The sequence below is a fragment of the Pseudomonas sp. L5B5 genome, from assembly GCF_020520285.1.
Lineage (GTDB): Bacteria > Pseudomonadota > Gammaproteobacteria > Pseudomonadales > Pseudomonadaceae > Aquipseudomonas.
Genome location: NZ_CP084742.1, coordinates 6,176,808 through 6,198,468, shown reverse-complemented (window position 1 = coordinate 6,198,468; position 21,661 = coordinate 6,176,808). Strand labels below are relative to the sequence as shown.

The window sequence follows — 21,661 nt, the reverse complement described above, 5'->3', positions numbered from 1 at the left end:
TCAACATGATTGTTCCGAGTAGTGATTTCCATTTCTGATCCCGCCCTCCAAAGCGTTAGCGTCGGTTATTCGACGATGGCTGCCCTAAGTTGCTTGGCCGCCTTCTCCGTACGCTCCACCAGGCCGACCAGGGCCTTGAGGTCTTCTGGCGCCAACTTGCCGGCCTTGAGCTTCGCCTTGAGCTGGGTAAGTTCCACGTTAGTTGGTTCGGTATGTTCCGCTTTCGCGCTCATGAAAGGACCCTCCAAAATTGGTCACAATCCCAGTACAGACCATCTGTACATGGCAAACGAACACTAGTAGCGGATATTGCTTTAGGCAAACTCCAGGAACAATAAACACCACCATTAATCGGGCTATCTGCCACTGACTAATTTTTATCGCCACAGGCAATTAAGCCAACAAATCCTATAGCCAACAAAAGCAACTAAACCATCTACTTATATCCAAGCCTGATAGCAACTATTGCGAAACTCTTATCTGCAACTCACTCCCGGTCACGGGCGTGGCGAAGCAATAGCGCCTATAACCAGACATGCAGTTGCCGGAACCGACGACACGGCAATCGCATCCCAGCACAGCCATGGAGCACTAGCGATGAGAGACATGCTGAACGTGGACTGGTCGAGCATCCCGGCGCCCCAGGATGACGGTGCGGCTCGGCACTTGTCCGGCCTGCAGATGCCCGAGCTGTCCCTGCCCTCGACCACTGGCCAGAGCGTGGATCTGTCGGCGTTGCCAGGCAGGACGGTGGTGTATATCTATCCGCGCACAGGCCGGCCAGACATGCCATTGCTGGAGGGCTGGGACATCACTCCCGGTGCCCGTGGCTGCACTCCGCAATCCTGTGCCTTCCGGGAACATGCCCGGGAACTTGCATTGGCCGGGGTGGACCGACTGTTCGGCCTGTCCACCCAGGACAGTGCCTATCAGCGTGAAGCCGTCGAACGGCTCCACCTGCCCTTCCCCCTGCTGTCCGATGCCCAGGGGCAACTGACCCGGGCCCTGGCCTTGCCGGAGTTCGAGCTCAATGGCAGGCGATTTCTCAAACGCCTGACCCTGGTGATCAAGGATGGGCAGATCGAGCACCTGTTCTATCCGGTATTCCCTCCTGATCGGAACCCGCAACAGGTGCTGGCCTGGCTGTCGTCACAGCAGCCGGCATGAATGGACACGCCAGCGGCCATGCCCTTGATCGCCTGTCCATGCTCCAGTAATGGCGGCGGTGTCCTGCGCAGCATAAGATCAAGCACAAGAATGCTTCCCGCCTAAACATCTCAGGGTTTGATGAATGTCCCAGTTCCCCAGTATCGATACCGACGTGCTGCGTACCTTCGTCGCGATCGCCGACGAAGGCGGTTTCACCCGGGCCGGCGAGCGGGTCAACCGTACCCAGTCGGCGGTGAGCATGCAGATGAAACGCCTGGAAGAAGACGTGCTGCAGCGCCAGCTGTTCCAGCGCGATGGGCGCCAGGTCAAGCTGACCGCTGAAGGCCAGGTATTGCTGGGGTATGCCCGGCGCATCCTGAAGTTGCACAGCGAGGTGTTCAACACCTTGCGCGAACCGCACATGGTGGGGCTGGTGCGCATCGGCACTCCGGACGACTATGTGATGCGCTTTTTGCCCGGCATCCTCTCGCGCTTCGCCCAGAGCTACCCGCTGATCCAGATCGAGGTGCATTGCGAATCGTCCAGGCAATTGTTGCAACGCCAGGACCTGGACCTGTCCATCGTCACCCGCGAGCCGGGCAACGAGATCGGCCAGCTGCTACGCAAGGAACGCTTCGTCTGGGCCGCCGCCGAGTGCTTCGCACCTCCGGCCCAGACACCCCTGCCCCTGGCGATGTTCAACAGCGACTGCTTCTGCCGGTTATGGGCCTGCAATGCCCTGGACGCCATCGGCCTCGACTATCGCATTGCCTACAACAGTTCCAGCCTGGCAGCGCTCATGGCGGTGGTCAGCGCAGGCCTGGCCATCACCGCACAACTGGAAAGCCTGATCACCCCTGACCTGCGCATCCTGGGAGAAACCGACGGACTGCCACTGCTGCCAGAGGCCAGCATCATGCTGTTGCGCAACCTCCACAAACCTTCGCCCATCACCGAGTGCCTGGCCGAGCATATCGTCGAAGGTTTCAGAGCTTGAGGCCAAGCATCACCGCGCACACCACCAGGAAAGCGCAGAACAAACCGCGCAACAGGCGCTCCGGCAGGGCATGGGCGACCTTCACCCCCCAACTGATGCTCAACAGGCCGCCGACTGCCAAGGGCAGGCCCACCAGCCAGTTCACCTGGTGATGCAAGCCGTAGGTCACCAGGGTGACGCCGGTGCTGGGCAGGGCCAAGGCCAGGGACAGGCCCTGGGCCACCACCTGGGTGGTGCCGAACACGCTGGTCAGCACCGGCGTGGCTACCACCGCGCTGCCCACCCCGAACAGACCGCCCAGGGCGCCGGAGGCCGCCCCCAGCGCCCCCAGCCAGGGCCAGGAATAGCGCATCGAGGAGGCCGCCGCAGGCCTGTCGCCCAACAGGCGCAAAAGGTTGTAACCGGACAGGGCCAACAGGAAAGCGACGAAAATGACGCGCATTTTTTGTGGATCGATGCCCACTGCCCAGATCGAGCCGAGCCAGGCGAAACTGAAGCCCATCAGCGCCAGGGGCAAGGCATGGCGTGCTTCGATCCGGTTGTGCTGGTGATAACGCCATAGCGCCAGCATTACGTTGGGCACCACCATCACCAGCGCCGTCCCCTGGGCCAGTTGCTGGTCCAGGCCGAACAACACGCCCAGCACCGGGATGGCGATCAATCCGCCGCCGATGCCGAACAGACCGCCAACCGTTCCCAGCGCCGCGCCCAACAATAGATACATCGCCCATTCGATCAAGACCGCCCTCCTCACTTGAGGCTGGCATGCTACGCAGTCACCGCTGGTACGGAAACGCATAGCAACGCACAATGGCTTTGCCGTTTTCGCATAAGCGAGCTCACCATGAATCCCAATGCCCTCACTGAACAACTCGGACTGTTTCTCGATGTGCTGGAGGCCGGCAGCTTCTCCGCCGCCGCCCGCCGCCATCCCTTGACCCCCTCGGCCGTGGCCCGACGCATCGACGGCCTGGAAAAAGCCGTGGGTACGACCTTGTTCATGCGTACCACCCACGCGGTGGTGGCCACCGCCGCGGGCCTGGCATTCGCCGAACGGGCCCGGCGCATCGTCGCGGAGCTGCAACTGGCCCGGGCCGAGGCGGTGTCCTTGAGCCATGCGCCGGAGGGCCTGATCCGCATCGACGCCCCCGCAGCCTTCGGGCGTCGCCACCTGGCTCCAGCCATCGCCGATTTCCTGGTGCTCTATCCGGGCCTGGACGTGCAGTTGCACCTGATCGACAGCTTCATCGACATGCAGGGCTCGCACCTGGGCAAGGTCGACCTGGTACTGCGAGCCGGGCAGCAGGTGGATACCCGCATGGTCGCCACGACGCTGGCCAGCATCGTGCGCATCGCTTGCGCCAGCCCGGCCTACTTGAAGAGCCGCGGCACCCCGAGCCACCCGAGCGAACTCGAACGACATGACGGCCTCGACTGGGATGGCCTGGCACCGCTGTTCGCCTGGCGGTTCGAGCTCGACGGTCAGTTGCAGAACCATCGCCCGCAACGGATCCGCTTGAGTGCCAACAATGCCGAGGCCCTGTTGTCCGGCGCCCTGGCCGGCCTGGGCATAGCTCACCTGCCGACCTGGCTGGCCAGTGAACATCTGTTGCGCGGGGAACTGGTGCCACTGTTTTGCGACAGCGGTTTGCCCAAGCCGGAAACCGCCGGCATCTACGCCCTGCGCATGGAGCAACACCCCAATGCCCGTAGTCGCCTGCTGCTGGAGTACCTCAAGAGCCGGTTCAGCCCGATTCCTCCCTGGGACCTGGCACTGCAAAGCGCCATGGGCTGACGTTTGGCGAGAATTACCTGGCGCATTAAAGACTCGCCCGCTAGATTCAGGATCATTAACGATCAAGGCTGCCACATGACCACCGACCGCATCACCCCATCCACTTGCGATCCGCTGCTGCTGGACAACCAGCTGTGCTTCGCCCTGCACTCCACTTCACTGCTCATGACCAAGGTCTACAAGCCACTGCTGCAAGGCCTGGGGCTGACCTACCCGCAGTATCTGGCGATGCTGGTGCTCTGGGAGCGGGATGGATTGACTGTCGGCGAAATCAGCCAGCGCCTGCTGACCGATCCCGGATCCCTGACTCCCTTGCTCAAGCGCCTGGAGTCCGAGGGACTGCTCAGCCGCACCCGCAGTCGCGAAGACGAACGCGTGGTGATTGTCGAATTGACCGAACAGGGGCGCGTCCTGCAAGCCCAGGCCAAGGAAATACCGCAATGCATCCTCGGTGCAAGCGGCCAGACGGTGGCGCAACTGCGCCAGTTGCAGGAAGACCTCCTGGCCTTGCGCCGCAATCTGCAAGAAAGCCTCTAGCCCCCCCGCAAAGACTGCCGGCCCCGCCTTGGGGCTGGCCCTGTGAATAAAAAATTCTCCATTACCAATCAATTGGTTAGCCATGAAAAACCATCTGAGGATGGCGTGGCGCGAAAATTTAACTTGCGCACTAAATATTTGCGCAATATATTTTATTCCATATTATTTAGCGCACCAACAATTAGCACCCACACCCCAGAAAGAGGCTTTCACCATGCAGACTCTCTATACCGCAGTTGCAACCTCCACCGGTGGCCGTGACGGCCGCGCCGTATCCAGCGACAACATCCTCGACGTCAAGTTGGCCACCCCCAAGGAGCTGGGGGGCGCGGGTGGACAGGCGACCAATCCCGAACAGCTGTTCGCCGCCGGCTACTCGGCGTGCTTCATCGGTGCCTTGAAGTTCGTCGCCAGCCAGAGCAAGCGCAAGATCCCGGATGACGCCTCGATCACCGCCCATGTCGGCATCGGCCAGATCCCTGGTGGCTTCGGCCTGGACATCGACCTGCACGTCAACCTGCCAGGACTGGCCCAGGACGAGGCACAGAGCCTGGTAGATGCGGCCCACCAGGTCTGCCCCTACTCCAACGCCACTCGCGGCAATGTTGACGTACGCCTGCACGTGAGCGTCTGAAGCGCCAGATCCCAGGCACAAAAAAGCCCGACTCGAGGTCGGGCTTTTTCATCTACGCAAGCAGGCCAGGTTTAAACCTTGGCGCGACCTTTGTAGGAACCGCCTTCGCGGGTATCGATCTCGATCATGTCGCCGATTTCGATGAAGTCCGCAACGCTCAGCTCGGTACCGTTCTTCAGTTTGGCAGGCTTCATCACCTTGCCCGAAGTGTCACCACGAGCGGAACCTTCGGTGTAGTCGATCTGACGCACGATGGTGGTCGGCAGGTCAACGGAAACCAGACGATCTTCGAAGAACACGGCTTCACAAACGTCGGTCATGCCTTCTTCGATGAACGGCAGAACGGCTTCGATATCTTCAGCGTTCAGCTCGTACATGGTGTAGTCGGTGGTGTCCATGAACGTGTAGGAGTCACCGCTGATGAACGACAGGGTCGCTTCTTTGCGATCCAGGATCACGTCGTCCAGCTTGTCGTCCGCACCGTACACGGTTTCGGTCTTGTAACCGGTCAACAGGTTCTTCAGCTTGGTCTTCATGATCGCGCTGTTACGACCGGACTTGGTGAATTCAGCTTTCTGAACCAGCCAAGGATCGTTGTCGATACGGATCACGGTACCGGGTTTGAGTTCTTTACCAGTTTTCATTGCGAATATCCGAATTTGGATGGGATTGACAAAAATCTAGGCCGCGTATCATATCCAATTTAGGTAAAACTGTACCAGCGCCGCAGCAAGATCGACCTGCGAGCCCTGTTCCAGGCACCATTGCTCGGCATGCGCGGTGACTTCCGGCCAGTGCAGCAGCAGTTCTCCCCAGGCTTCGGCCATCTGCGCCTCGGTGTTCCAGGACCGCCACAACGCCTGGACCGCCGCCCTGGCTGCGGGAGACAGGGCTCGGGTATACAGCGCCAGAAACGCCTCGAGCTTGTCCAGGTGGATGTCTTCATCCTGGCGATAGATGTGCCAGAGCATCGGCCGCCCTGCCCATTGTGCCCGCACGAACGAGTCTTCTCCCCGTACCGCATTGAAGTCGCAGCACCACAGCAGGCGATCGTAGTCCTCCTGGCGGATGAACGGCAGGACTTGCACCGTCAGCGACTGGCGGACCTGCAGGTTGCCCACCGCCAGCGAATCGACGCCCAGCCAGCGTTGCACATCGCCCAGGATACGCCCCTCGGGCACCAGCAAGTGGGTCGGGTGCAGATCACAGGCCAAGGCGTCCAGCCAGCCGCCCAGGCCGGCGTTCTCGTAGGCGAACAGCGACATCAACCGGACACCCGCGGCAGGCATTACCCCCAGCGCCTGCAAAAATGCCGCCCGAGCCTGGCCGTCCGCCTGGAACGCCCGGCGCTGCGCCAGCAGCCCGCCCTCGCGCAACAGTCCGCCGGTTTGCGGCTGGAACCCGGGGAAAAAGAAGTACTTCTGCACGCCACGGAACTTCACCGAGGGTAGGCCATGGCAGCCGCCGACCCAATCCTCGGCGCTCAGGTAATCCAGGTTCAGCCACAGGGGAGGCTGCTGGCGATCGGCCATGGCTTCCATATAGACATGGGGCAACTGGCAGGCGAACGCGGCGATCACCACATCGGCAGCGGTCTCCGGCTGCCATTGGGCCGGCCAGTGCCGGACCTCGACCCCGTCCTGTTGCTGGCAAGCCTGGCGGATATCGATCTGCGGGCAGATCCGCTCGAATGCGCGCAAGTCATCGACCCACAGGCGCACCGCACAGTGATGCTCGGCCACCAGTTGCCGGGCCAGGCGCCAGGTCACGCCGATATCGCCGTAGTTGTCGACCACGCTGCAAAAAATGTCCCAGGAGGCTTTCATTCCAGTCCCCGATTGGCAAAGGCGCCGATTGTCCGCATAAATGCTCCAGCGCAGAAGGGCCAACCTCGATTAATCTTCGTGCGACAATCGGCTCTCGCTCAACACTGCCCGCCAGGAGGCAACCATGCCGCATCATCCGCCCGCCCGTCGCTCGCTGCGCATCAGTTTCAATGCCCTGGCGCTCAGCGGCAGCATCGCCTTGGGCCTGTGGCTGGGGTTCCTGGCAATTGTCCTGAGTTGCTGGCTGGCACTGCGCTTTCTGCCCAGCCCGCACCTGGCACCCATTGCCCAGGCAGTGCAACAACTGACTCAACCCACCATGACCACTCCCGAGCAGCCCAACCGCCTGTTCGAGCAATACCAGGAGAATCTGCGCAAGAACGAGGAACTGCAGACCCTGGATAACGCTCGCAGCAACCCGCGCAACCTGGCCAATCCCAAATGCCAGTTCTGGCTGCAGCAAGACCAGAACGCGCCGAGCGAAAAGAGTCGGGCCAATGTCCTGCAATTCTGTAATTGACCATGAATAAACAGTCCGTGTACCGATTAGTCCTGCAACAGCTTCAGGACGATCTGGATGTCGCCGTGCGCGCAGCGCAAACGGCCTACGAAACCGCAACCCATGAAGAGAATGTCGCCGAAAACAAGTATGACACCCTGGGGCTGGAGGCTTCGTACCTGGCGGCTGGCCAGTCCCGACGAGTGGAGGAAATCCGCCAGGCCCTGAACCTCTGGCAGAACCTGGTGCTGCGCTCCGACAACCCGCAATCGGGCATCCAGATCGGCACCTTGCTGGGCCTGGAGGACGAAGATGGCCACGAACAATGGCTGTTCCTCGGTCCAGATGGGGCAGGCCTGAAGGTCCAGGTGGTCGGGCAACTGGTGACGGTCATCACCCCGCGCTCCCCCATGGGCCAGGGCCTGCTGGGCAAGTTCGAAGACAATGAGGTGGAAATCGTGGTAGCCGGCACCCGGCGACAGTTCACTGTCACCGAGGTGTGCTAGGCGGGCGGGAGATCAGTGAACCGGCAGTTCGACGCCGTCGAACAGCTCTTCGAGTTCCTGCTTGTTATGGCACTGGATAGCCTTGGCCATGACTTCACGGGTCAGGTGCGGGGCGAACTTCTCGATGAAGTCGCACATGAAGCCACGCAGGAAAGTACCGCGGCGGAAGCCGATCTTGGTGATGCTCGATTCGAACAGCTCGCTGGCATCCAGCACCACCAGGTCGCTATCGAGCTTGGTGTCCACTGCCATCTTGGCGACGATGCCCACGCCCAGGCCCAGACGAACATAGGTCTTGATCACGTCGGCGTCGGCGGCGGTGAACACCACCTTGGGCGTCAGGCCACGATGACTGAAAGCCTCGTCCAGCTTGGAGCGGCCGGTGAAGCCGAACACGTAGGTCACGATCGGATACTCGGCCAGTGCCTCCAGGGTCAGTTTCGGCAGCTTGGTCAGGGGATGCCCCTGGGGTACCACCACACAGCGGTTCCAGCGATAGCACGGCATCATCACCAGGTCACCGAACAGCTCCAGGGCTTCGGTGGCGATGGCGAAGTCCACGGTGCCGTCGGCGGCCATCTCGGCGATCTGCATCGGTGACCCCTGATGCATATGCAGGGCTACGTCCGGGTACTGCTTGATGAAGCTGCTGATCACCGGTGGCAGGGCATAACGTGCCTGGGTGTGGGTGGTGGCGATGGACAGTGTGCCCTTCTTCTCGTTGGAGAATTCCTGGGCGATCTGCTTGATGCTCTCGACCTTGCGCAGGATCTCGCCGGCGGTGGTGATGATCCGCTCGCCAGCCGGAGTCACGCGGGTCAGGTGCTTGCCACTTCGGGCGAAGACTTCGACCCCCAGTTCATCCTCGAGCAGGCGGATCTGCTTGCTGATACCCGGTTGCGAGGTGTAGAGGCTTTGGGCAGTAGCGGAAACGTTGAGGTCGTGGTGCGCCACTTCCCAGATGTAGCGCAATTGTTGAAGCTTCATATCAATCCCTCAAAGCAGATAGGCGCCACGGGTATCAGCGACGGTATATAACTATATTAATGGTCAGGAGAATAAATCTAGAACTTTTATTCAGAATTTTCCATTCCGTCCTCAGGCATCGCTCTGGCGTCGCCGCTGCACCAGAGGGACCAGGTAGACCGGCACTTTAGCCAGCTGCAAGACCCGTGCGGCCGTGCGCCCCAAAGGGGTTTGCGCCCCCACCCCATGACTGTGGCTTCCCACGATCAGCAGATCCACCGAGAGTTTCACCGTCTGCTCGAGTATCACCTGCGAAGGATCGCCTTGAAGAACGCGTACCGACTGGATCAGGGTCAGGTCTTGCATCCCCTCCCCCAGTTCCTCGCGAAAGCTGTCCAGCACTCGCTGTTCGATGTTGGCCATGACCGTATTGAGCCCCTGGCGGTGAAACTCGTTCAGCGACTGCTCATCCAGATAGCTCTGCAACACCGACTCGGCGAACAGTCCCATGGGTTCGACGGCGTGTACCACATGCAGGTCGGCATTGAACGTTCGAGCCAGTTCCAGGGCGTGTTGCATCACAAAGGGGGCGTACACGCCGAGGTCAGTGGCATACAGCATCGAACGAATCATATGACCTCCTCAACTGCCAATCTGGCGGAGATTGATTCAGCTTAGCAGTGCCTGCGAGTGTGGGAGGTGGGCCCCGGGCTCCGGGGATCAGGCCTTGGCTTCGTTGCTGACACCATGGGGCACATGACCGGTAGCCACCACCTCCCGTGCCAACTCGCAGTGACCCGCCTGATCATCGAAAAACACGTCGGCGGCGAAGGCCTCGAGGAAGGCGGCCTTTTGCAGGCCGCCAAGGAACAGAGATTCGTCGAGACGGATATTCCATTCGCGCAGGGTGCGGATCACCCGTTCGTGGGCCGGGGCGGAACGCGCGGTGACCAACGCCGTGCGGATCGGGCAGGCATCGCCGGGGAACTCGCCCTGGAGCAGGTTGAGTGCAGCCAGGAAGCCCTTGAACGGCCCTCCCGGCAACGGCTCGCGGGCCGACTGGCGCTCGCTGGCCTGGAAGGCTTCGAGTCCGCCGGCCTGGTAGATCCGCTCCGACTCATCGGAAAACAGCACGGCGTCACCATCGAAGGCGATGCGCAACTCGCCATTCTCAGCTCGCCGTGCGCCACCTGAAAGAATAGTGGCCGCGGCAAAACCGGCGTCCAGTGCGCTGCGCACATCTTCTGCATGGGTGGAGAGAAACAGATCGCTGCCAAAGGCCGCCAGGTAGGGATAGGGGCTACGCCCGCCAACGAAGGCCGCCCGAGAGATGCCCAGGCCATAGTGCTCGATCGAGTTGAACACTCTCAGGCCGGTATCGGCGCTGTTGCGCGACACCAGCACCACTTCGACCCGTGCTCGCCCCAGGCTGGCATTCAAGCTCAGGAGTTTCTTCACCAGGGGAAAGGCATCGCCCGGCCCGAGGATCTCTTCCTCATGTTCGATCTGGTATTGCCGGTAAGCCTCAACCCCCTGGGCCAGGTAGACCTTGTGGCTGTCTCCCAGGTCGAAGAGCGCACGCGAGGAAATCGCCACCACCAGCTTGTCATCCAGACCTTTTGCCATGTTCCGTCCTCTTGAGGTGATGAGCCGGGCTCACGCCGAATGCCGGTCGATGAAGCTCAGGGCCTGGTACAACGCACGCAGCTTCGGCAACTCGCACCCCGCAGCACGAGCCGCCGCCAGGGGAGCAGCATAGATGGCCGCCAGTTCCAGGGGGCGCTGGTGCAGAAAATCATGGTACATGCTCGGCCAGTAGTCGGGCATGAGTTCGGTGGACTTGAACAACTGCTGCGCATAAGCCTGTGGGATGACATGCCCACAAGCTGCGGCGCCCTGCAGGACCTCCTGCATCAGGTCCTGGATCAGTTGCCGGCAGTCCGGGTCGGCCATCAGCGGCGTGGTGCTGGCCCGCAGCAATACCGACAAGCCGTTGTACGGCACATTCCACACCAGCTTCTGCCAGCGCGCCTGATGCAGGTTGCCCATGGCCTGGGAGTCAATCCCGGCCTCACGGAACAGCCCAGCCCCCTCTTCGACGATAGCCCGGCTCAAGGCCGGGTCGGCAGCCGCCGGGCCACTGTGATACCCAAGGTTCACCGCCCCCAGAGCCTGATGCTCGATCTGTCCGGGGCCGGCGCGGTGGACACAGATGAAGCACAGCCCACCCAATAGATGCAACGAATCGGGCAGGACACCACGCAACTCGTCTTCGACATCCAGGCCGTTCTGCAACAACAGGACCTTGGCATCCGGGGCTGCCGCCTGGACGATCGCCGGCGCCAGTTGCAGGTTGCTGGTGGTCTTGGCACCTACCAGCAGCCAGTCACAGGGCGGCATCTGCTCGGCACTGGCGTAGGCCTGTACCGGGTCGAGGGTCAAGGCACCATGCTGGGTGCTGTTCAAGCGCAGCCCCTGTTCGACGACCGTCGAGAATTCGCTGCGCAGCAGAAAGTGCACGTCGAAACCTGCCCGGGCCAGCATCACCCCGTAAAAACCGCCAATCGCCCCGGTCCCGATAATACCCACGCGTGGCTTGCGAACTGCATCCATCAAGGCAACTCCTCTGGTATTCGTTCAAGCGCCTGACCCAGGTTCCGAGTGAGCTCCAGAGCCGTCAGCCGCGACTGCAACTCTCCATAAAACTGCCCATCGCGCACCACGAACAGGGCTGGCAAGTGGAACATCTGGTAACGCTCCACCGCCCCACCGTTGTCCCCGGCATCGACCCAGCACAGCCGCTCGATCGGCAAGTCGAGCCCGGGCAGTTGCGCCCGCGCCCAACGGCAACCGGAACAGCCCGGGCTGGTGAAGATCACCAGGGACACACCCGCCAGCTCCAGCAGGGTCCGGTCGATGTCGAAATCCGTCAGCTGCAATTCGACCACTATACTGGGGGAAATAATGTCAATTGGACGACACTCGGAGTCTGCGGTCATGGGACGGTTTCTGCCTCATCCTGATGATGTTCCGGTTGAGTTGACCCTGCGCCAGCACGCCTGTATTTCACGCCAGCGGTTGCACACTATCAGCCTGGGTGGCATGGCATGCAATTATCACCGCGCCTGGCGCCGCGGCACCGCCCTGGAAGTGCACATGCCGACACTGGGCGAGAATGCCCGCTACAACGGCTACGTAGCCTGGTGCCTGAAACGCAAGCGAGGTTATCTGGTCGGCATTGCCTTCGTCGACGCACAGACACTGTTCGGTGCGCGCATGAGCGAACAGGTCTGCCAGATTGCCCGCTACTGTCGCCGACACGAAGCCCAGAGCGAGCAACAATGCATCGAAGCCCTGGCCCTGGACTGGGTCGAGCGCCATGCACAGGATTACTCAGAAGACCGGGTACACCAGGCATTCATACAGTCATAGCCCAATAAAACCGCAGCCGGCCCATTGTCGAGCCACCGGTTAACGCGCTAAGGTTCGGCTCCCCGACGCGCTCAAATCCGCTGTGCTCCGCCGCTCGGGGATCGCTGGCGGCCGGCATCCGTGACCTGACGAGTAACACGATGGCTGATTTACCGATCAACGACCTTAACGTCGCCTCCAACGAGACCCTGATCACCCCAGATCAACTCAAGCGAGACATTCCGCTGAGCGACACCGCCTTGCGCACCGTGACCCGTGGTCGCGAAGTGATCCGCAATATCCTCGATGGCACTGATCACCGTCTGTTCATCGTCATCGGGCCTTGCTCGATCCACGATATCAAGGCGGCTCACGAGTACGCCGAACGACTCAAGGCCCTGGCGGCCGAAGTTTCCGACACGCTTTACCTGGTAATGCGGGTTTACTTCGAGAAACCTCGCACCACCGTCGGCTGGAAAGGCTTGATCAACGACCCTTACCTGGACGACTCGTTCAAGATCCAGGATGGCCTGCACATTGGCCGCCAACTGCTGCTGGACCTGGCCGAAATGGGACTGCCCACCGCAACCGAAGCCCTGGACCCGATCTCCCCGCAATACCTGCAGGACCTGATCAGCTGGTCGGCCATCGGCGCGCGCACCACCGAATCCCAGACCCACCGCGAGATGGCTTCCGGCCTGTCCTCGGCCGTGGGGTTCAAGAATGGCACCGATGGCGGCCTGACCGTCGCGATCAACGCCCTGCAATCGGTTTCCAGCCCTCATCGGTTCCTGGGGATCAACCCACAGGGTGGCGTCTCCATCGTCACCACCAAGGGCAATGCCTACGGCCACGTAGTGCTGCGGGGCGGCAACGGCAAGCCGAACTACGACTCGGTCAGCGTCGCAGTCTGCGAGCAGGCCCTGAACAAATCCAAGATCAAGCCGAACATCATGATCGACTGCAGTCACGCCAACTCCAACAAGGACCCGGCGCTGCAACCGCTGGTGATGGAGAACGTTGCCAACCAGATCCTCGAAGGCAATCAGTCGATCATCGGCCTGATGGTGGAGAGCCATCTGAACTGGGGCTGCCAGGCCATTCCCAAGGACCTCTCGGAACTGCAGTATGGTGTATCGGTCACCGACGCCTGCATCGATTGGGAAAGCACCGAGAAGACCCTGCGCAGCATGCACGCCAAGCTCAAGGATGTCCTGCCGCAACGCCAGCGCAGCTGATAATCGACAGGCACAAAAACGCCGGGCCAAGCCCGGCGTTTTTCATGGTCGCTTCGGTCAGAGCTTTGCAGCGTGGCGCTGATGGCGTTCCATGTAACGCTCCACGTACGAGCAGGACGGGATCACGGTATAGCCCATGCGATCAGCGTACTCCAGGGCTTGCTCGGTCAACGCCGCAGCAATGCCCCGCCCGCGCAGGGCGTTGGGCACGAAGGTGCGATAGATATCCAGGGTCTGCTTACCCAGGTCCATATAGGTCAAGTAGGCACGATGACCGTCCACATTGGTCTCGAACTGATGACCAGCCTGGTCATGGTGGATGGACAACGCCTCGCTCATCACTACTCCTTGCGGGTCTGGAATACCGACCCCTACCTTACCGATGTTTTTCCGGCGAAGGAACAACTTACGCCACCTCGTGCCTGTCGGACGCCAAGTCGAAGCTATCGCTCTTGCACCACGAGCACGTTACAAAATATTAGGCGCCCTTGGCACGATTGCTCAAGCCATACCCGTCACAGATCAGCACAAAAGGACCTTGCGACCTTTCAGCTGGCCCTGCTGGGTCCCAGGTTCAAGATGCCTTGCAGCCACACATCGCCGGATGCTGAAACATAAGACGAACCAAGCCTTTTAAAGTCACCGACAACAGGGATAAAGAGCCTGCATGGAATCTCAACAAAAGTGTCACCGACACGATATAGACCGACTTTAGTCTAGCCCCTGAAACTGTGCCTGAAAAATGCCAGGATCAATGCTGGCAAATAAGCAGTATCCCCCTTGCCAAGCCCTCTGCGCTGAATATTTTTTATACAACCAGCTAAAGAGTTGCTCGAAAAAGAATCAACACCTAGAATTTTTTTTGCTTCTTGCGCTACGTCAGTTTACTTACTACAAGTAATGGGTAGTATGTACGCCGGCTATTTCCTCACTCTGAGGTGATAGCTACTAATAGAAAGTCCTTGAAGGGGAACACGATGAACAACGTTCTGAAATTCTCTGCTCTGGCTCTGGCCGCAGTTCTGGCTACCGGTTGCAGCAGCGTATCCAAAGAAACCGAAGCTCGTCTGACTGCTACTGAAGACGCAGCAGCTCGTGCTCAGGCTCGTGCAGACGAAGCCTATCGTAAAGCTGATGAAGCTCTGGCTGCTGCTCAAAAAGCACAACAGACTGCTGACGAAGCTAACGAGCGCGCTCTGCGTATGCTGGAAAAAGCTAGCCGCAAGTAATAGTCCCTCGGGATTGTTATCAAGCCGATCCATTTTTTGGATCGGCTTTTTTATTGCCCGGACTTTGGTCTGGGCAATAAAAAACCCGCCGTTACCAACAGGTTACGGCGGGTTCTGTTAAACCGCTTACTGCGGCATATCGAAAGGCGTACTGGACACTGATGTCGCCGACGCAGCCGTCGGCACGGCAATCTCCACTGGCAAGCCATCTTCAGCCGCCACAACATCCCGCACCACGTCCCAGTTCATTCGCAGGTTGTTAGCCAGATCCTCTCGCTTGAGCAGGGCGTTGATGACCGCAGTGTGCTTGTCGACCACCGAAGGATTGCCTTTATCATCCAATGGCATGTGTGCTTCAAGATAGACTTTGCCGGCACTGACCCCGAACTTGTAGGGTTCATTGATGATACGCACGGAAGTTCCTACCGGCACCATGCCTGCCATTTGCAATACGTTATTGTTAAGCATGCGGAAACAGCCATGACTGGTGCGCATGCCAATACCGAACTTCTTGTTCGAACCGTGAATCAGGTAGCCCGGTGTACCCAGGGTGAACTTGAATGGTCCCAGGGGATTGTCCGGCCCGGCCGGAACCACGCCAGGCAACGGGTCGCCATCGGCAGCATGCTCGGCCCTGATCGAGGCGGGTGGCGTCCAGGTCGGATTCGGCGTCTTCGCAGTGATGCTGGTATGCGCAATAGGCGAGCCCCAGCCCTCACGGCCGATCCCTAGCGGAAAGGTGTAGACCACGCCCTGGCCCTTGGGGAAATAGTACAGGCGATACTCCGCCAGATTGATCACGATACCTTCCCGAGGCCCGGGCGGCAGGATGAACCGGGTAGGCAGGATCACTTCGGTGCCCGCCCCCGGCAACCAGGGATCGATTCCCGGGTTGGCCGCCACCATCTCCAGGTAACCCAGGTCGTTGGCCGTCCCCAGGTCGGCGAAGGTGTCTTCGTACTTGGCCTTGATCACCTGCACCTGGCCGACGACGTCTTCTCCGGGGGGTGGCAGGGGGAATTCCAGTGCTGCAACGGGACCGGCCACGCACAGTGCGGCAAGTGTCAGGCAGCGGGTGATGACAGGGAGGCGCGGCAACATCCGGATAATCCTTCGCATGTACAACCAATGAAAGAAACACAATTGTACACCCCACCCCAAGGCTCCGGGAGCCAGGCCGTGAGAGACAAGCGCAGACAAATGAAATCCCTTTCCAGACGACCCGTTATCGGCCGCCTATAGCTCGAAACGCAGCTCGGGCCAGATGGGTGGTGTGCCACGCTTCTGGGATTCCAGAATCGCCCGACACAATGGGCAGAGTCGCTGATCCTGGAAAATCGTGCGCTGCACCGTCGACCATCGCGGTTGTGCCGGCAGCAGGGTGCCGCACAACGTGCGGTCGGCGGAGCCACCAAGCTCCAACTGGCGTGTCACCAGGTGTACCCGAACCTCCTGGCAAGCGAACAGGTCAAGCTGTTCATCAGGCTCGATCAGTTGATAGGCAAACAGGGACCAGGCGGGACGCGGCATCGGGGGCTCCAAATCGGGGGCGCCACATTAGCCGAAACACTGCCACTAGAAAAGCGTCAAAGCAGCGGTTTTAGCGTCGGCCAGACATTTTCCAGCAACTTGCCCTGAGCCGCTGCCGCAGGGTGCAGACCGTCCGCCTGCATCAGTTCCGGATGGCCGCCAACCCCATCGAGGAAAAACGGCACCAGGGCGACCTGCTTCTCGGTAGCCAACTGGTCATACACCTTGGCGAAGGCCTGGGTATAACGAACACCGTAATTGGGCGGCAGTTGCATACCCAGGAGCAGCACCTTGGCCCCTGCGGTCCGGGAGCTGTCGATCATCGAGGCAAGATTTTGTTGCAATTGCTGGGGCGGCTGGCCACGCAGGCCATCATTGCCTCCCAGTTCGAGCACCACGACCTCGGGCTTGTGCTCTGCAAGCAGCGCCGGCAGCCGTGCCTGGCCGCCTGCACTGGTGTCGCCACTGACCGAGGCATTGACCACCCTGGCGCTGAAACCCTGGTCGACGAGGCGTTTTTCCAACAGCGCCACCCAGCCCTGGCGGGTATCCAGGCCGAAAGCTGCACTGATACTATCGCCCACGATCAGGACCGTACCCGCCGCTGCGTTCTGGGCCATGCACATCAAGGCCAGGCCGGCACTCAAAAACCATACACGCATCGGATTCTCCATGGGCGCAAGCATTCTCACTGCGCGGAACCTTAGCAAAGTGGTTCCCAGCGCGGAAGGCGAGTTGACTATCCTCCACGAACTCAGCCTGGAACTCGACCAGGGCGACAGCCTGGCCATCGTCGGTGCTTCCGGCTCCGGCAAGTCCACACTGCTCGGCTTGCTGGCCGGGCTCGACTTGCCCAGCCGCGGCGAGGTCATTCTCGCCGGGCAGAGCCTGGGCCAACTGGATGAAGACCAGCGGGCCCGCGTCAGGGCCGAACATGTGGGATTCGTCTTCCAGTCCTTCCAACTGCTCGACAGCCTCAATGCCCTGGAGAACGTCATGCTGCCCATGGAGCTGGACGGCCGTCGCGATGCCCGCGAGCGCGCTACCGAGCTGCTACAGCGGGTCGGCCTCGGACAGCGCCTGAGCCACTCGCCACGCCAGCTCTCCGGTGGCGAGCAGCAACGGGTGGCCATTGCCCGGGCGTTCGCCGCCGAACCTGACGTGCTGTTTGCCGATGAACCCACCGGCAACCTCGACAGCCACACCGGAGAACGCATCAGTGACCTGCTGTTCGAACTCAACCAGGAAAGCGGCACCACCCTGGTACTGGTGACCCACGATGAACGACTGGCTCATCGTTGCCGGCGCCTGATCCGTCTTGAAGCGGGCTCGCTGGTCGCCCCCCTGGAGCCTTGATGGCACGCCTGCCCCTGCTGCGCCTGTTCAGCCTCGCCCTTCGCCAGTTGCTGCGCGACGCCCGTGCCGGCGAGTTGCGGGTGCTGTTCTTCGCTTTGCTGGTGGCCGTTGCGGCCAGCACCGCCATCGGTTACTTCGGTGCACGCCTGAATGGCGCCATGCAGTTACGGGCCACCGAGTTCCTCGGTGCCGACCTGCTGCTCGAGGGCAGCTCCCCCCCACGCCCGGAACAACTCGACAGCGGACGCCAGCTGGGCCTGAAACAGGCCAGCATCGTCGAGTTCTCCAGCGTTATCGCCACAGACAACGGCATCCAACTGTCAAGCATCAAGGCCGTGGACAGCGCTTACCCTTTGCGTGGGCAACTCAAGAGTGCCGAAGTCCCTTATGGCAACGAAGTCACCGGAGGCGGCCCGGGGCCAGGAGAAGCCTGGGTCGAGCCACGCCTGCTGAGTGCACTGGACTTGAAAATCGGCGACAGCATCGACGTTGGCAGCAAGACCTTGCGCCTTGCCCGAGTTCTGACCTACGAACCGGATCGTGCCGGCAACTTCTACAGCCTGACGCCCAGGGTGCTGATCAGCCTGGATGACCTGCAAGCTACCGGCGTGGTCCAGCCTGGCAGCCGGGTCAGTTACAAGGCACTCTGGCGCGGTCCCGCTCCAGCGCTCGAAGCCTACCGCCAACAGATCAAGCCGGGGTTGCAGGCCAACCAGCGCCTGCAGGATGCGCGCGATGGCAACCAGCAGATCGGCGGAGCACTGGGCAAGGCCGAACGCTATCTGAACATGGCCAGCCTGGTGGCGGTGTTGCTATCGGGTGTTGCAGTGGCGCTGTCCGCCAATCGTTTCGCTGCCCGCCGCTTCGATGCCAGCGCCCTGTTGCGTTGCCTGGGGCTGTCGCGTCGGGAAACCCTGCTGCTGTTCAGTGCACAGCTGGTGCTGCTCGGCCTGCTGGCCAGCCTCGGCGGCGCGCTGCTGGGCTGGCTGGCGCAACTGCTGCTGTTCTATTTGCTGCACGGTCTGCTGCCTGCCGAGGTACCGCCCGGAGGATTGCTGCCGGCCATCGCTGGCGTCGGTACCGGACTGGTAGCCCTGGCCGGTTTCGCCCTGCCGCCGCTGGCCGCGCTGGGGCGCGTGCCTCCCCTGCGGGTACTGCGTCGTGATCTGCTACCGATCCCACCCAGCACCTGGCTGATCTATGGCCTCGCGCTACTCGCCCTGGGCCTGATCATGTGGCGCTTGAGCCTGGATCTGGTCTTGACCTTCGCCTTGCTGGGGGGCGGCCTGGTGGCCGCACTGGCCCTGGGAGGGCTGCTATTGCTGGTGCTGCAGAGCCTGCGCCGACTGCTGGCTCGCGCCTCCCTGCCTTGGCGCCTGGGACTGGGCCAACTGCTACGCCATCCTCTGGCCGCGGCGGGACAATCCATGGCCTTCGGCCTGATTCTGCTGTCCATGGCACTGATCGCACTGCTGCGTGCAGAGCTGCTGGACACCTGGCAAAATCAACTGCCGAAAAATGCCCCCAACTACTTCGCCCTGAATATCCTGCCTGCCGAAAAGCAAGCCTTCACCGAGCGCCTGGTGCAACTATCCGCTCCCTCGGCTCCCTTGTATCCAGTGGTTCCCGGGCGCCTGGTCAGCATCAATGGCGAACCGGTGCAGGAGCTCGTCACCAAGGAGTCGAGCGGCGATCGCGCGGTGCAACGCGACTTGAGCCTGACCTGGTCCGCCGACCTGCCTTCGGGCAACAGCATCACCGAAGGGAACTGGTGGACACCCTTGCCCCAGACGGATGATTCGTTGCCTGGCGTATCGGTGGAGGCCAAGGTGGCCCAGAGCCTGAAGCTGAAGCTGGGTGACCAGTTGACCTTCACCGTCGCAGGCGTCAATCGCCAAGCCCGGGTGACCAGTCTGCGCAGTGTCAACTGGGACAACTTCCAGCCGAACTTCTTCATGATCTTCCAGCCCGGCACCCTCAAGGACCTTCCGGCGACCTACCTCACCAGTTTCTACCTGGGTCCCGGGCACGATCAGCAAGTAGTGGAGCTGTCCAGGGCATTTCCCGCAGTGACCATCCTTCAGATCGAGGCGCTGCTGGAGCAATTGCGCAGCATTTTGGCCCAGGTCACCCTGGCAGTGGAGTATGTGCTGCTGTTCGTGCTGGCTGCGGGGATGGCGGTGCTGCTGTCGGGCTTGCAGGCAACCCTGGACGAGCGCATCCGCCAGGGGGCATTGCTGCGAGCACTGGGCGCCAAACGGCAATTACTGGTCAAGGCGCGGCGGATCGAATTCGGTCTGCTCGGAACCCTGAGCGGCTTGTTGGCGGCCCTGGGGTGCGAGCTGGTCAGCCTGGTCCTCTATCGATTCGCCTTCGACCTGCCCTGGCACCCTCACCCGTGGCTGTTGCTGCTGCCACTGGTCGGGGCCGTGCTGGTCGGAGTGGCCGGCGTCTTCGGGACCCGACGGGCACTCAATGCCAGCCCGTTGAGCGTGCTGCGCGAGGGATAACGGTGCGCCGGCCAGCCGGCGCACCTACTTCACGTAATCGATCTGGTTGATCCACCAGCAGGTCTCGCCTGCAGGAGTCACCACCATGGCCTCGTCCCCCACCTCTTTCTTCAACAGGGCACGAGCCATGGGCGAGTCAATCGAGATGTAGTCCTTGCGCTGGTAGATCTCGTCATACCCGACGATGCGAAAGCGCTTGATCTCGGCCGTTTCGCTCTCGACTTCGACCCAGGCGCCAAAGAACACCCTGCCCTCCTGCTCCGGTGCATACCCGACCACCCGCATATCCTCGAGGCGCTTACGTAGATAGCGCACACGGCGGTCGATTTCCCGCAGGAGCTTTTTGTTGTACTGGTAGTCGGCATTCTCACTCCGATCTCCCAATGAGGCAGCCCAGGTGACCTTCTGCGTGATGTCCGGACGCTTTTCCCGCCACAGGTAATCCAGCTCCTGCTTGAGCAAGTCGTAACCTTCCTGCGTGATGAGCTTGGTACTCAATTGGCCTGTCATCTCCCAGCCTGGTGGAGGCTGTTCCGTAATTTGAATGAACCGCAAAAGCACAGCCGGCTACAGAGAGCCGCTCTCCTTTCGCATCTTCCCTATCCAACTATCAGATATGCCCAATTTAGGTATCAGAAAAGTCGGCCAATCATAGGTGCAAGCGAACAAAGCTTACGACCTCTGGCGACTTTCAACGGCGGGTTCAGTATCCAGCAGCACCGGAACGCTTGAAACCCTCTCTCCCGAAGAACTCGCCAGCCTCCTCCAACTGCGGCAAGCAAAAGGAAGCTACCGATGGGCAGCATCATTATCGTCGATGACCATCCAATGATCCGCCTGGCTCTCAGGTCTGAACTGGAGGCCTGGCAGCACACCATAGTCGCCGAAACCGATAATGGTGCGGACGCCGTGCAACTGGTACGCCAGCACACCCCGGATCTGTTGATCCTCGACCTGGGCATTCCCAACCTGGACGGCTTCTCGGTCATCGATCATATCCGGTGCATCCAGATGCATCTCAAGATTCTGGTGGTGACGGCAAGTGAATCGAAGAACTTCGCGCTGCGCTGCCTGCAGGCCGGAGCCGTGGGATTCCTGTGCAAGACCGAGAACCTCCACGAACTGGGGCATGCCGTCAAAGCCATATTGTCCGGCTACATCTATTTTCCGGATGACGCGATCAACATCCGCCAGCAGAACAACCAGGCCACCAACCACGAGAGCGAGCTGATTGCCCGCCTCAGCGACCGAGAAATCACGGTCCTGAAGCTGCTGGCCAGTGGTCTCAACAACAAGCAGATCGCCGCGACCCTACTGATTAGCCACAAGACCGTCAGCACCTACAAGGTGCGCTTGCTCAAGCGCTTCAGTGTTTCCAGTCTGGTGGCCCTGGCCGAGCTGGCAAAACGCAACTCGGTGGTATGAGCGCCCGCGCCACTGGTGTCCTGGACTGGACAAGATGCATGGCCTTGCAATCG

General features: G+C 60.9%; 27 protein-coding genes. 13 read left to right on the top strand and 14 right to left on the bottom strand.

Translation table 11 applies throughout. The features are described 5' to 3' along the window. Positions 1-65: 65 nt before the first annotated feature. The gene (locus tag LGQ10_RS28645) at positions 66-233 is read right to left on the bottom strand and encodes a hypothetical protein (protein WP_226523900.1); all 168 of its coding nucleotides are present in this window, start codon (positions 231-233) and stop codon (positions 66-68) included. A 364-nt stretch (positions 234-597) separates the two neighbouring features. On the opposite strand from LGQ10_RS28645, the gene LGQ10_RS28640 reads away from it, so the two are divergent. Both LGQ10_RS28640 and LGQ10_RS28635 read left to right on the top strand, forming a co-directional pair. Beyond that, positions 598-1,167: a peroxiredoxin gene (locus tag LGQ10_RS28640; RefSeq protein ID WP_058438479.1), complete on the top strand. Its 570-nt coding sequence runs from the start codon at positions 598-600 to the stop codon at positions 1,165-1,167. 124 nt (positions 1,168-1,291) lie between these two features. Next, on the top strand, positions 1,292-2,146 hold the full coding sequence (locus LGQ10_RS28635) for a LysR substrate-binding domain-containing protein (RefSeq protein WP_226523899.1): 855 nt from the start codon (positions 1,292-1,294) through the stop codon (positions 2,144-2,146). On the opposite strand, the gene LGQ10_RS28630 is transcribed toward LGQ10_RS28635, so the two are convergent. Next, on the bottom strand, positions 2,136-2,885 hold the full coding sequence (locus tag LGQ10_RS28630) for a sulfite exporter TauE/SafE family protein (RefSeq protein WP_226523898.1): 750 nt from the start codon (positions 2,883-2,885) through the stop codon (positions 2,136-2,138). The two genes, LGQ10_RS28635 and LGQ10_RS28630, sit on opposite strands and share 11 nt — an antisense overlap. A gap of 105 nt (positions 2,886-2,990) precedes the next feature. Between LGQ10_RS28630 and LGQ10_RS28625 the strand changes: the two genes are divergently transcribed. The 3 genes from LGQ10_RS28625 (at position 2,991) to LGQ10_RS28615 (ending at position 5,112) form a co-directional block, all read left to right on the top strand. Then, positions 2,991-3,941, top strand: a complete 951-nt coding sequence (locus LGQ10_RS28625) for a LysR family transcriptional regulator (protein WP_226523897.1) — start codon at positions 2,991-2,993, stop codon at positions 3,939-3,941. A gap of 75 nt (positions 3,942-4,016) precedes the next feature. After that, positions 4,017-4,478 (top strand): MarR family winged helix-turn-helix transcriptional regulator, encoded by a 462-nt coding sequence (locus LGQ10_RS28620; RefSeq protein ID WP_226523896.1) that lies wholly within the window; start codon positions 4,017-4,019, stop codon positions 4,476-4,478. 214 nt (positions 4,479-4,692) lie between these two features. After that, entirely contained in the window at positions 4,693-5,112 is a 420-nt protein-coding gene (locus tag LGQ10_RS28615) for an organic hydroperoxide resistance protein (protein ID WP_226523895.1), read from the top strand. 71 nt (positions 5,113-5,183) lie between these two features. Here LGQ10_RS28615 and LGQ10_RS28610 read toward each other — a convergent pair whose 3' ends face one another. Beyond that, a complete protein-coding gene (locus LGQ10_RS28610; RefSeq protein ID WP_058437251.1) occupies positions 5,184-5,756 on the bottom strand; it encodes an elongation factor P in 573 nt (190 codons plus the stop codon). A gap of 48 nt (positions 5,757-5,804) precedes the next feature. After that, positions 5,805-6,938, bottom strand: coding sequence for an elongation factor P maturation arginine rhamnosyltransferase EarP (earP, locus tag LGQ10_RS28605; RefSeq protein ID WP_226523894.1), 1,134 nt, complete (start codon positions 6,936-6,938; stop codon positions 5,805-5,807). A 124-nt stretch (positions 6,939-7,062) separates the two neighbouring features. On the opposite strand from earP, the gene LGQ10_RS28600 reads away from it, so the two are divergent. Together LGQ10_RS28600 and LGQ10_RS28595 are read left to right on the top strand one after the other, a co-directional pair. Further along, positions 7,063-7,458 (top strand): hypothetical protein, encoded by a 396-nt coding sequence (locus LGQ10_RS28600; protein WP_058437253.1) that lies wholly within the window; start codon positions 7,063-7,065, stop codon positions 7,456-7,458. A 2-nt stretch (positions 7,459-7,460) separates the two neighbouring features. Further along, a complete protein-coding gene (locus tag LGQ10_RS28595; RefSeq protein WP_226523893.1) occupies positions 7,461-7,943 on the top strand; it encodes a transcription elongation factor GreAB in 483 nt (160 codons plus the stop codon). Between the two features lie 12 nt (positions 7,944-7,955). Here LGQ10_RS28595 and cysB read toward each other — a convergent pair whose 3' ends face one another. From cysB to LGQ10_RS28570, 5 genes are all read right to left on the bottom strand, one after another. Then, positions 7,956-8,930, bottom strand: coding sequence for an HTH-type transcriptional regulator CysB (cysB, locus tag LGQ10_RS28590; RefSeq protein WP_226523892.1), 975 nt, complete (start codon positions 8,928-8,930; stop codon positions 7,956-7,958). A 111-nt stretch (positions 8,931-9,041) separates the two neighbouring features. Beyond that, positions 9,042-9,542, bottom strand: a complete 501-nt coding sequence (locus LGQ10_RS28585) for a universal stress protein (protein WP_058435001.1) — start codon at positions 9,540-9,542, stop codon at positions 9,042-9,044. 87 nt (positions 9,543-9,629) lie between these two features. Further along, complete coding sequence (locus tag LGQ10_RS28580; RefSeq protein ID WP_226523891.1) at positions 9,630-10,535, bottom strand: 5'-nucleotidase; 906 nt, start codon at positions 10,533-10,535, stop codon at positions 9,630-9,632. Positions 10,536-10,565: 30 nt separating this feature from the next. Further along, on the bottom strand, positions 10,566-11,522 hold the full coding sequence (locus LGQ10_RS28575) for a putative 2-dehydropantoate 2-reductase (protein ID WP_226523890.1): 957 nt from the start codon (positions 11,520-11,522) through the stop codon (positions 10,566-10,568). Then, positions 11,522-11,908, bottom strand: a complete 387-nt coding sequence (locus tag LGQ10_RS28570) for a thioredoxin (protein ID WP_226523889.1) — start codon at positions 11,906-11,908, stop codon at positions 11,522-11,524. The genes LGQ10_RS28575 and LGQ10_RS28570 overlap by 1 nt, the downstream gene beginning before the upstream one ends. On the opposite strand from LGQ10_RS28570, the gene LGQ10_RS28565 reads away from it, so the two are divergent. Beyond that, on the top strand, positions 11,907-12,341 hold the full coding sequence (locus tag LGQ10_RS28565) for a PilZ domain-containing protein (RefSeq protein WP_058435005.1): 435 nt from the start codon (positions 11,907-11,909) through the stop codon (positions 12,339-12,341). The two genes, LGQ10_RS28570 and LGQ10_RS28565, sit on opposite strands and share 2 nt — an antisense overlap. Before the next feature lie 140 nt (positions 12,342-12,481). Further along, the gene (locus LGQ10_RS28560; protein ID WP_226523888.1) at positions 12,482-13,558 is read left to right on the top strand and encodes a 3-deoxy-7-phosphoheptulonate synthase; all 1,077 of its coding nucleotides are present in this window, start codon (positions 12,482-12,484) and stop codon (positions 13,556-13,558) included. A gap of 57 nt (positions 13,559-13,615) precedes the next feature. Here LGQ10_RS28560 and LGQ10_RS28555 read toward each other — a convergent pair whose 3' ends face one another. Then, complete coding sequence (locus LGQ10_RS28555; protein ID WP_007931380.1) at positions 13,616-13,897, bottom strand: GNAT family N-acetyltransferase; 282 nt, start codon at positions 13,895-13,897, stop codon at positions 13,616-13,618. Positions 13,898-14,535: 638 nt separating this feature from the next. On the opposite strand from LGQ10_RS28555, the gene oprI reads away from it, so the two are divergent. Beyond that, positions 14,536-14,787, top strand: coding sequence for an outer membrane lipoprotei OprI (oprI, locus tag LGQ10_RS28550; RefSeq protein ID WP_003448337.1), 252 nt, complete (start codon positions 14,536-14,538; stop codon positions 14,785-14,787). 126 nt (positions 14,788-14,913) lie between these two features. Here the strand turns inward: oprI and LGQ10_RS28545 are convergent, their stop codons facing one another. From LGQ10_RS28545 to LGQ10_RS28535, 3 genes are all read right to left on the bottom strand, one after another. After that, on the bottom strand, positions 14,914-15,888 hold the full coding sequence (locus LGQ10_RS28545) for a L,D-transpeptidase family protein (protein ID WP_226523887.1): 975 nt from the start codon (positions 15,886-15,888) through the stop codon (positions 14,914-14,916). A 135-nt stretch (positions 15,889-16,023) separates the two neighbouring features. Beyond that, on the bottom strand, positions 16,024-16,317 hold the full coding sequence (locus tag LGQ10_RS28540; RefSeq protein WP_058438226.1) for a hypothetical protein: 294 nt from the start codon (positions 16,315-16,317) through the stop codon (positions 16,024-16,026). Between the two features lie 56 nt (positions 16,318-16,373). Then, positions 16,374-16,979 (bottom strand): arylesterase, encoded by a 606-nt coding sequence (locus tag LGQ10_RS28535; RefSeq protein WP_058438228.1) that lies wholly within the window; start codon positions 16,977-16,979, stop codon positions 16,374-16,376. 10 nt (positions 16,980-16,989) lie between these two features. On the opposite strand from LGQ10_RS28535, the gene LGQ10_RS28530 reads away from it, so the two are divergent. Both LGQ10_RS28530 and LGQ10_RS28525 read left to right on the top strand, forming a co-directional pair. Further along, entirely contained in the window at positions 16,990-17,673 is a 684-nt protein-coding gene (locus LGQ10_RS28530; RefSeq protein ID WP_226523886.1) for an ABC transporter ATP-binding protein, read from the top strand. Next, on the top strand, positions 17,673-20,183 hold the full coding sequence (locus LGQ10_RS28525) for an ABC transporter permease (RefSeq protein WP_226523885.1): 2,511 nt from the start codon (positions 17,673-17,675) through the stop codon (positions 20,181-20,183). The genes LGQ10_RS28530 and LGQ10_RS28525 overlap by 1 nt, the downstream gene beginning before the upstream one ends. Before the next feature lie 24 nt (positions 20,184-20,207). On the opposite strand, the gene greB is transcribed toward LGQ10_RS28525, so the two are convergent. Then, complete coding sequence (greB, locus tag LGQ10_RS28520; protein ID WP_226523884.1) at positions 20,208-20,681, bottom strand: transcription elongation factor GreB; 474 nt, start codon at positions 20,679-20,681, stop codon at positions 20,208-20,210. Positions 20,682-20,978: 297 nt separating this feature from the next. Here greB and LGQ10_RS28515 point away from each other — a divergent pair, with 297 nt between their 5' ends. Further along, positions 20,979-21,608, top strand: a complete 630-nt coding sequence (locus LGQ10_RS28515; protein WP_058436979.1) for a response regulator transcription factor — start codon at positions 20,979-20,981, stop codon at positions 21,606-21,608. Positions 21,609-21,661 lie beyond the last annotated feature (53 nt).

Coding starts and splice junctions, on each gene's coding strand:
- LGQ10_RS28530 (WP_226523886.1), top strand. CDS start 16,990: ATGGGCGCAAGCATTCTCACTGCGCGGAACCTTAGCAAAGTGGTTCCC.
- LGQ10_RS28610 (WP_058437251.1), bottom strand. CDS start 5,756: ATGAAAACTGGTAAAGAACTCAAACCCGGTACCGTGATCCGTATCGAC.
- LGQ10_RS28585 (WP_058435001.1), bottom strand. CDS start 9,542: ATGATTCGTTCGATGCTGTATGCCACTGACCTCGGCGTGTACGCCCCC.
- LGQ10_RS28525 (WP_226523885.1), top strand. CDS start 17,673: ATGGCACGCCTGCCCCTGCTGCGCCTGTTCAGCCTCGCCCTTCGCCAG.
- LGQ10_RS28595 (WP_226523893.1), top strand. CDS start 7,461: ATGAATAAACAGTCCGTGTACCGATTAGTCCTGCAACAGCTTCAGGAC.
- LGQ10_RS28570 (WP_226523889.1), bottom strand. CDS start 11,908: ATGACCGCAGACTCCGAGTGTCGTCCAATTGACATTATTTCCCCCAGT.
- LGQ10_RS28635 (WP_226523899.1), top strand. CDS start 1,292: ATGTCCCAGTTCCCCAGTATCGATACCGACGTGCTGCGTACCTTCGTC.
- LGQ10_RS28535 (WP_058438228.1), bottom strand. CDS start 16,979: ATGCGTGTATGGTTTTTGAGTGCCGGCCTGGCCTTGATGTGCATGGCC.
- LGQ10_RS28545 (WP_226523887.1), bottom strand. CDS start 15,888: ATGTTGCCGCGCCTCCCTGTCATCACCCGCTGCCTGACACTTGCCGCA.
- LGQ10_RS28615 (WP_226523895.1), top strand. CDS start 4,693: ATGCAGACTCTCTATACCGCAGTTGCAACCTCCACCGGTGGCCGTGAC.
- LGQ10_RS28625 (WP_226523897.1), top strand. CDS start 2,991: ATGAATCCCAATGCCCTCACTGAACAACTCGGACTGTTTCTCGATGTG.
- LGQ10_RS28580 (WP_226523891.1), bottom strand. CDS start 10,535: ATGGCAAAAGGTCTGGATGACAAGCTGGTGGTGGCGATTTCCTCGCGT.
- LGQ10_RS28555 (WP_007931380.1), bottom strand. CDS start 13,897: ATGAGCGAGGCGTTGTCCATCCACCATGACCAGGCTGGTCATCAGTTC.
- LGQ10_RS28540 (WP_058438226.1), bottom strand. CDS start 16,317: ATGCCGCGTCCCGCCTGGTCCCTGTTTGCCTATCAACTGATCGAGCCT.
- LGQ10_RS28560 (WP_226523888.1), top strand. CDS start 12,482: ATGGCTGATTTACCGATCAACGACCTTAACGTCGCCTCCAACGAGACC.
- cysB (WP_226523892.1), bottom strand. CDS start 8,930: ATGAAGCTTCAACAATTGCGCTACATCTGGGAAGTGGCGCACCACGAC.
- LGQ10_RS28600 (WP_058437253.1), top strand. CDS start 7,063: ATGCCGCATCATCCGCCCGCCCGTCGCTCGCTGCGCATCAGTTTCAAT.
- LGQ10_RS28515 (WP_058436979.1), top strand. CDS start 20,979: ATGGGCAGCATCATTATCGTCGATGACCATCCAATGATCCGCCTGGCT.
- oprI (WP_003448337.1), top strand. CDS start 14,536: ATGAACAACGTTCTGAAATTCTCTGCTCTGGCTCTGGCCGCAGTTCTG.
- LGQ10_RS28565 (WP_058435005.1), top strand. CDS start 11,907: ATGGGACGGTTTCTGCCTCATCCTGATGATGTTCCGGTTGAGTTGACC.
- LGQ10_RS28575 (WP_226523890.1), bottom strand. CDS start 11,522: ATGGATGCAGTTCGCAAGCCACGCGTGGGTATTATCGGGACCGGGGCG.
- LGQ10_RS28640 (WP_058438479.1), top strand. CDS start 598: ATGAGAGACATGCTGAACGTGGACTGGTCGAGCATCCCGGCGCCCCAG.
- earP (WP_226523894.1), bottom strand. CDS start 6,938: ATGAAAGCCTCCTGGGACATTTTTTGCAGCGTGGTCGACAACTACGGC.
- LGQ10_RS28645 (WP_226523900.1), bottom strand. CDS start 233: ATGAGCGCGAAAGCGGAACATACCGAACCAACTAACGTGGAACTTACC.
- LGQ10_RS28620 (WP_226523896.1), top strand. CDS start 4,017: ATGACCACCGACCGCATCACCCCATCCACTTGCGATCCGCTGCTGCTG.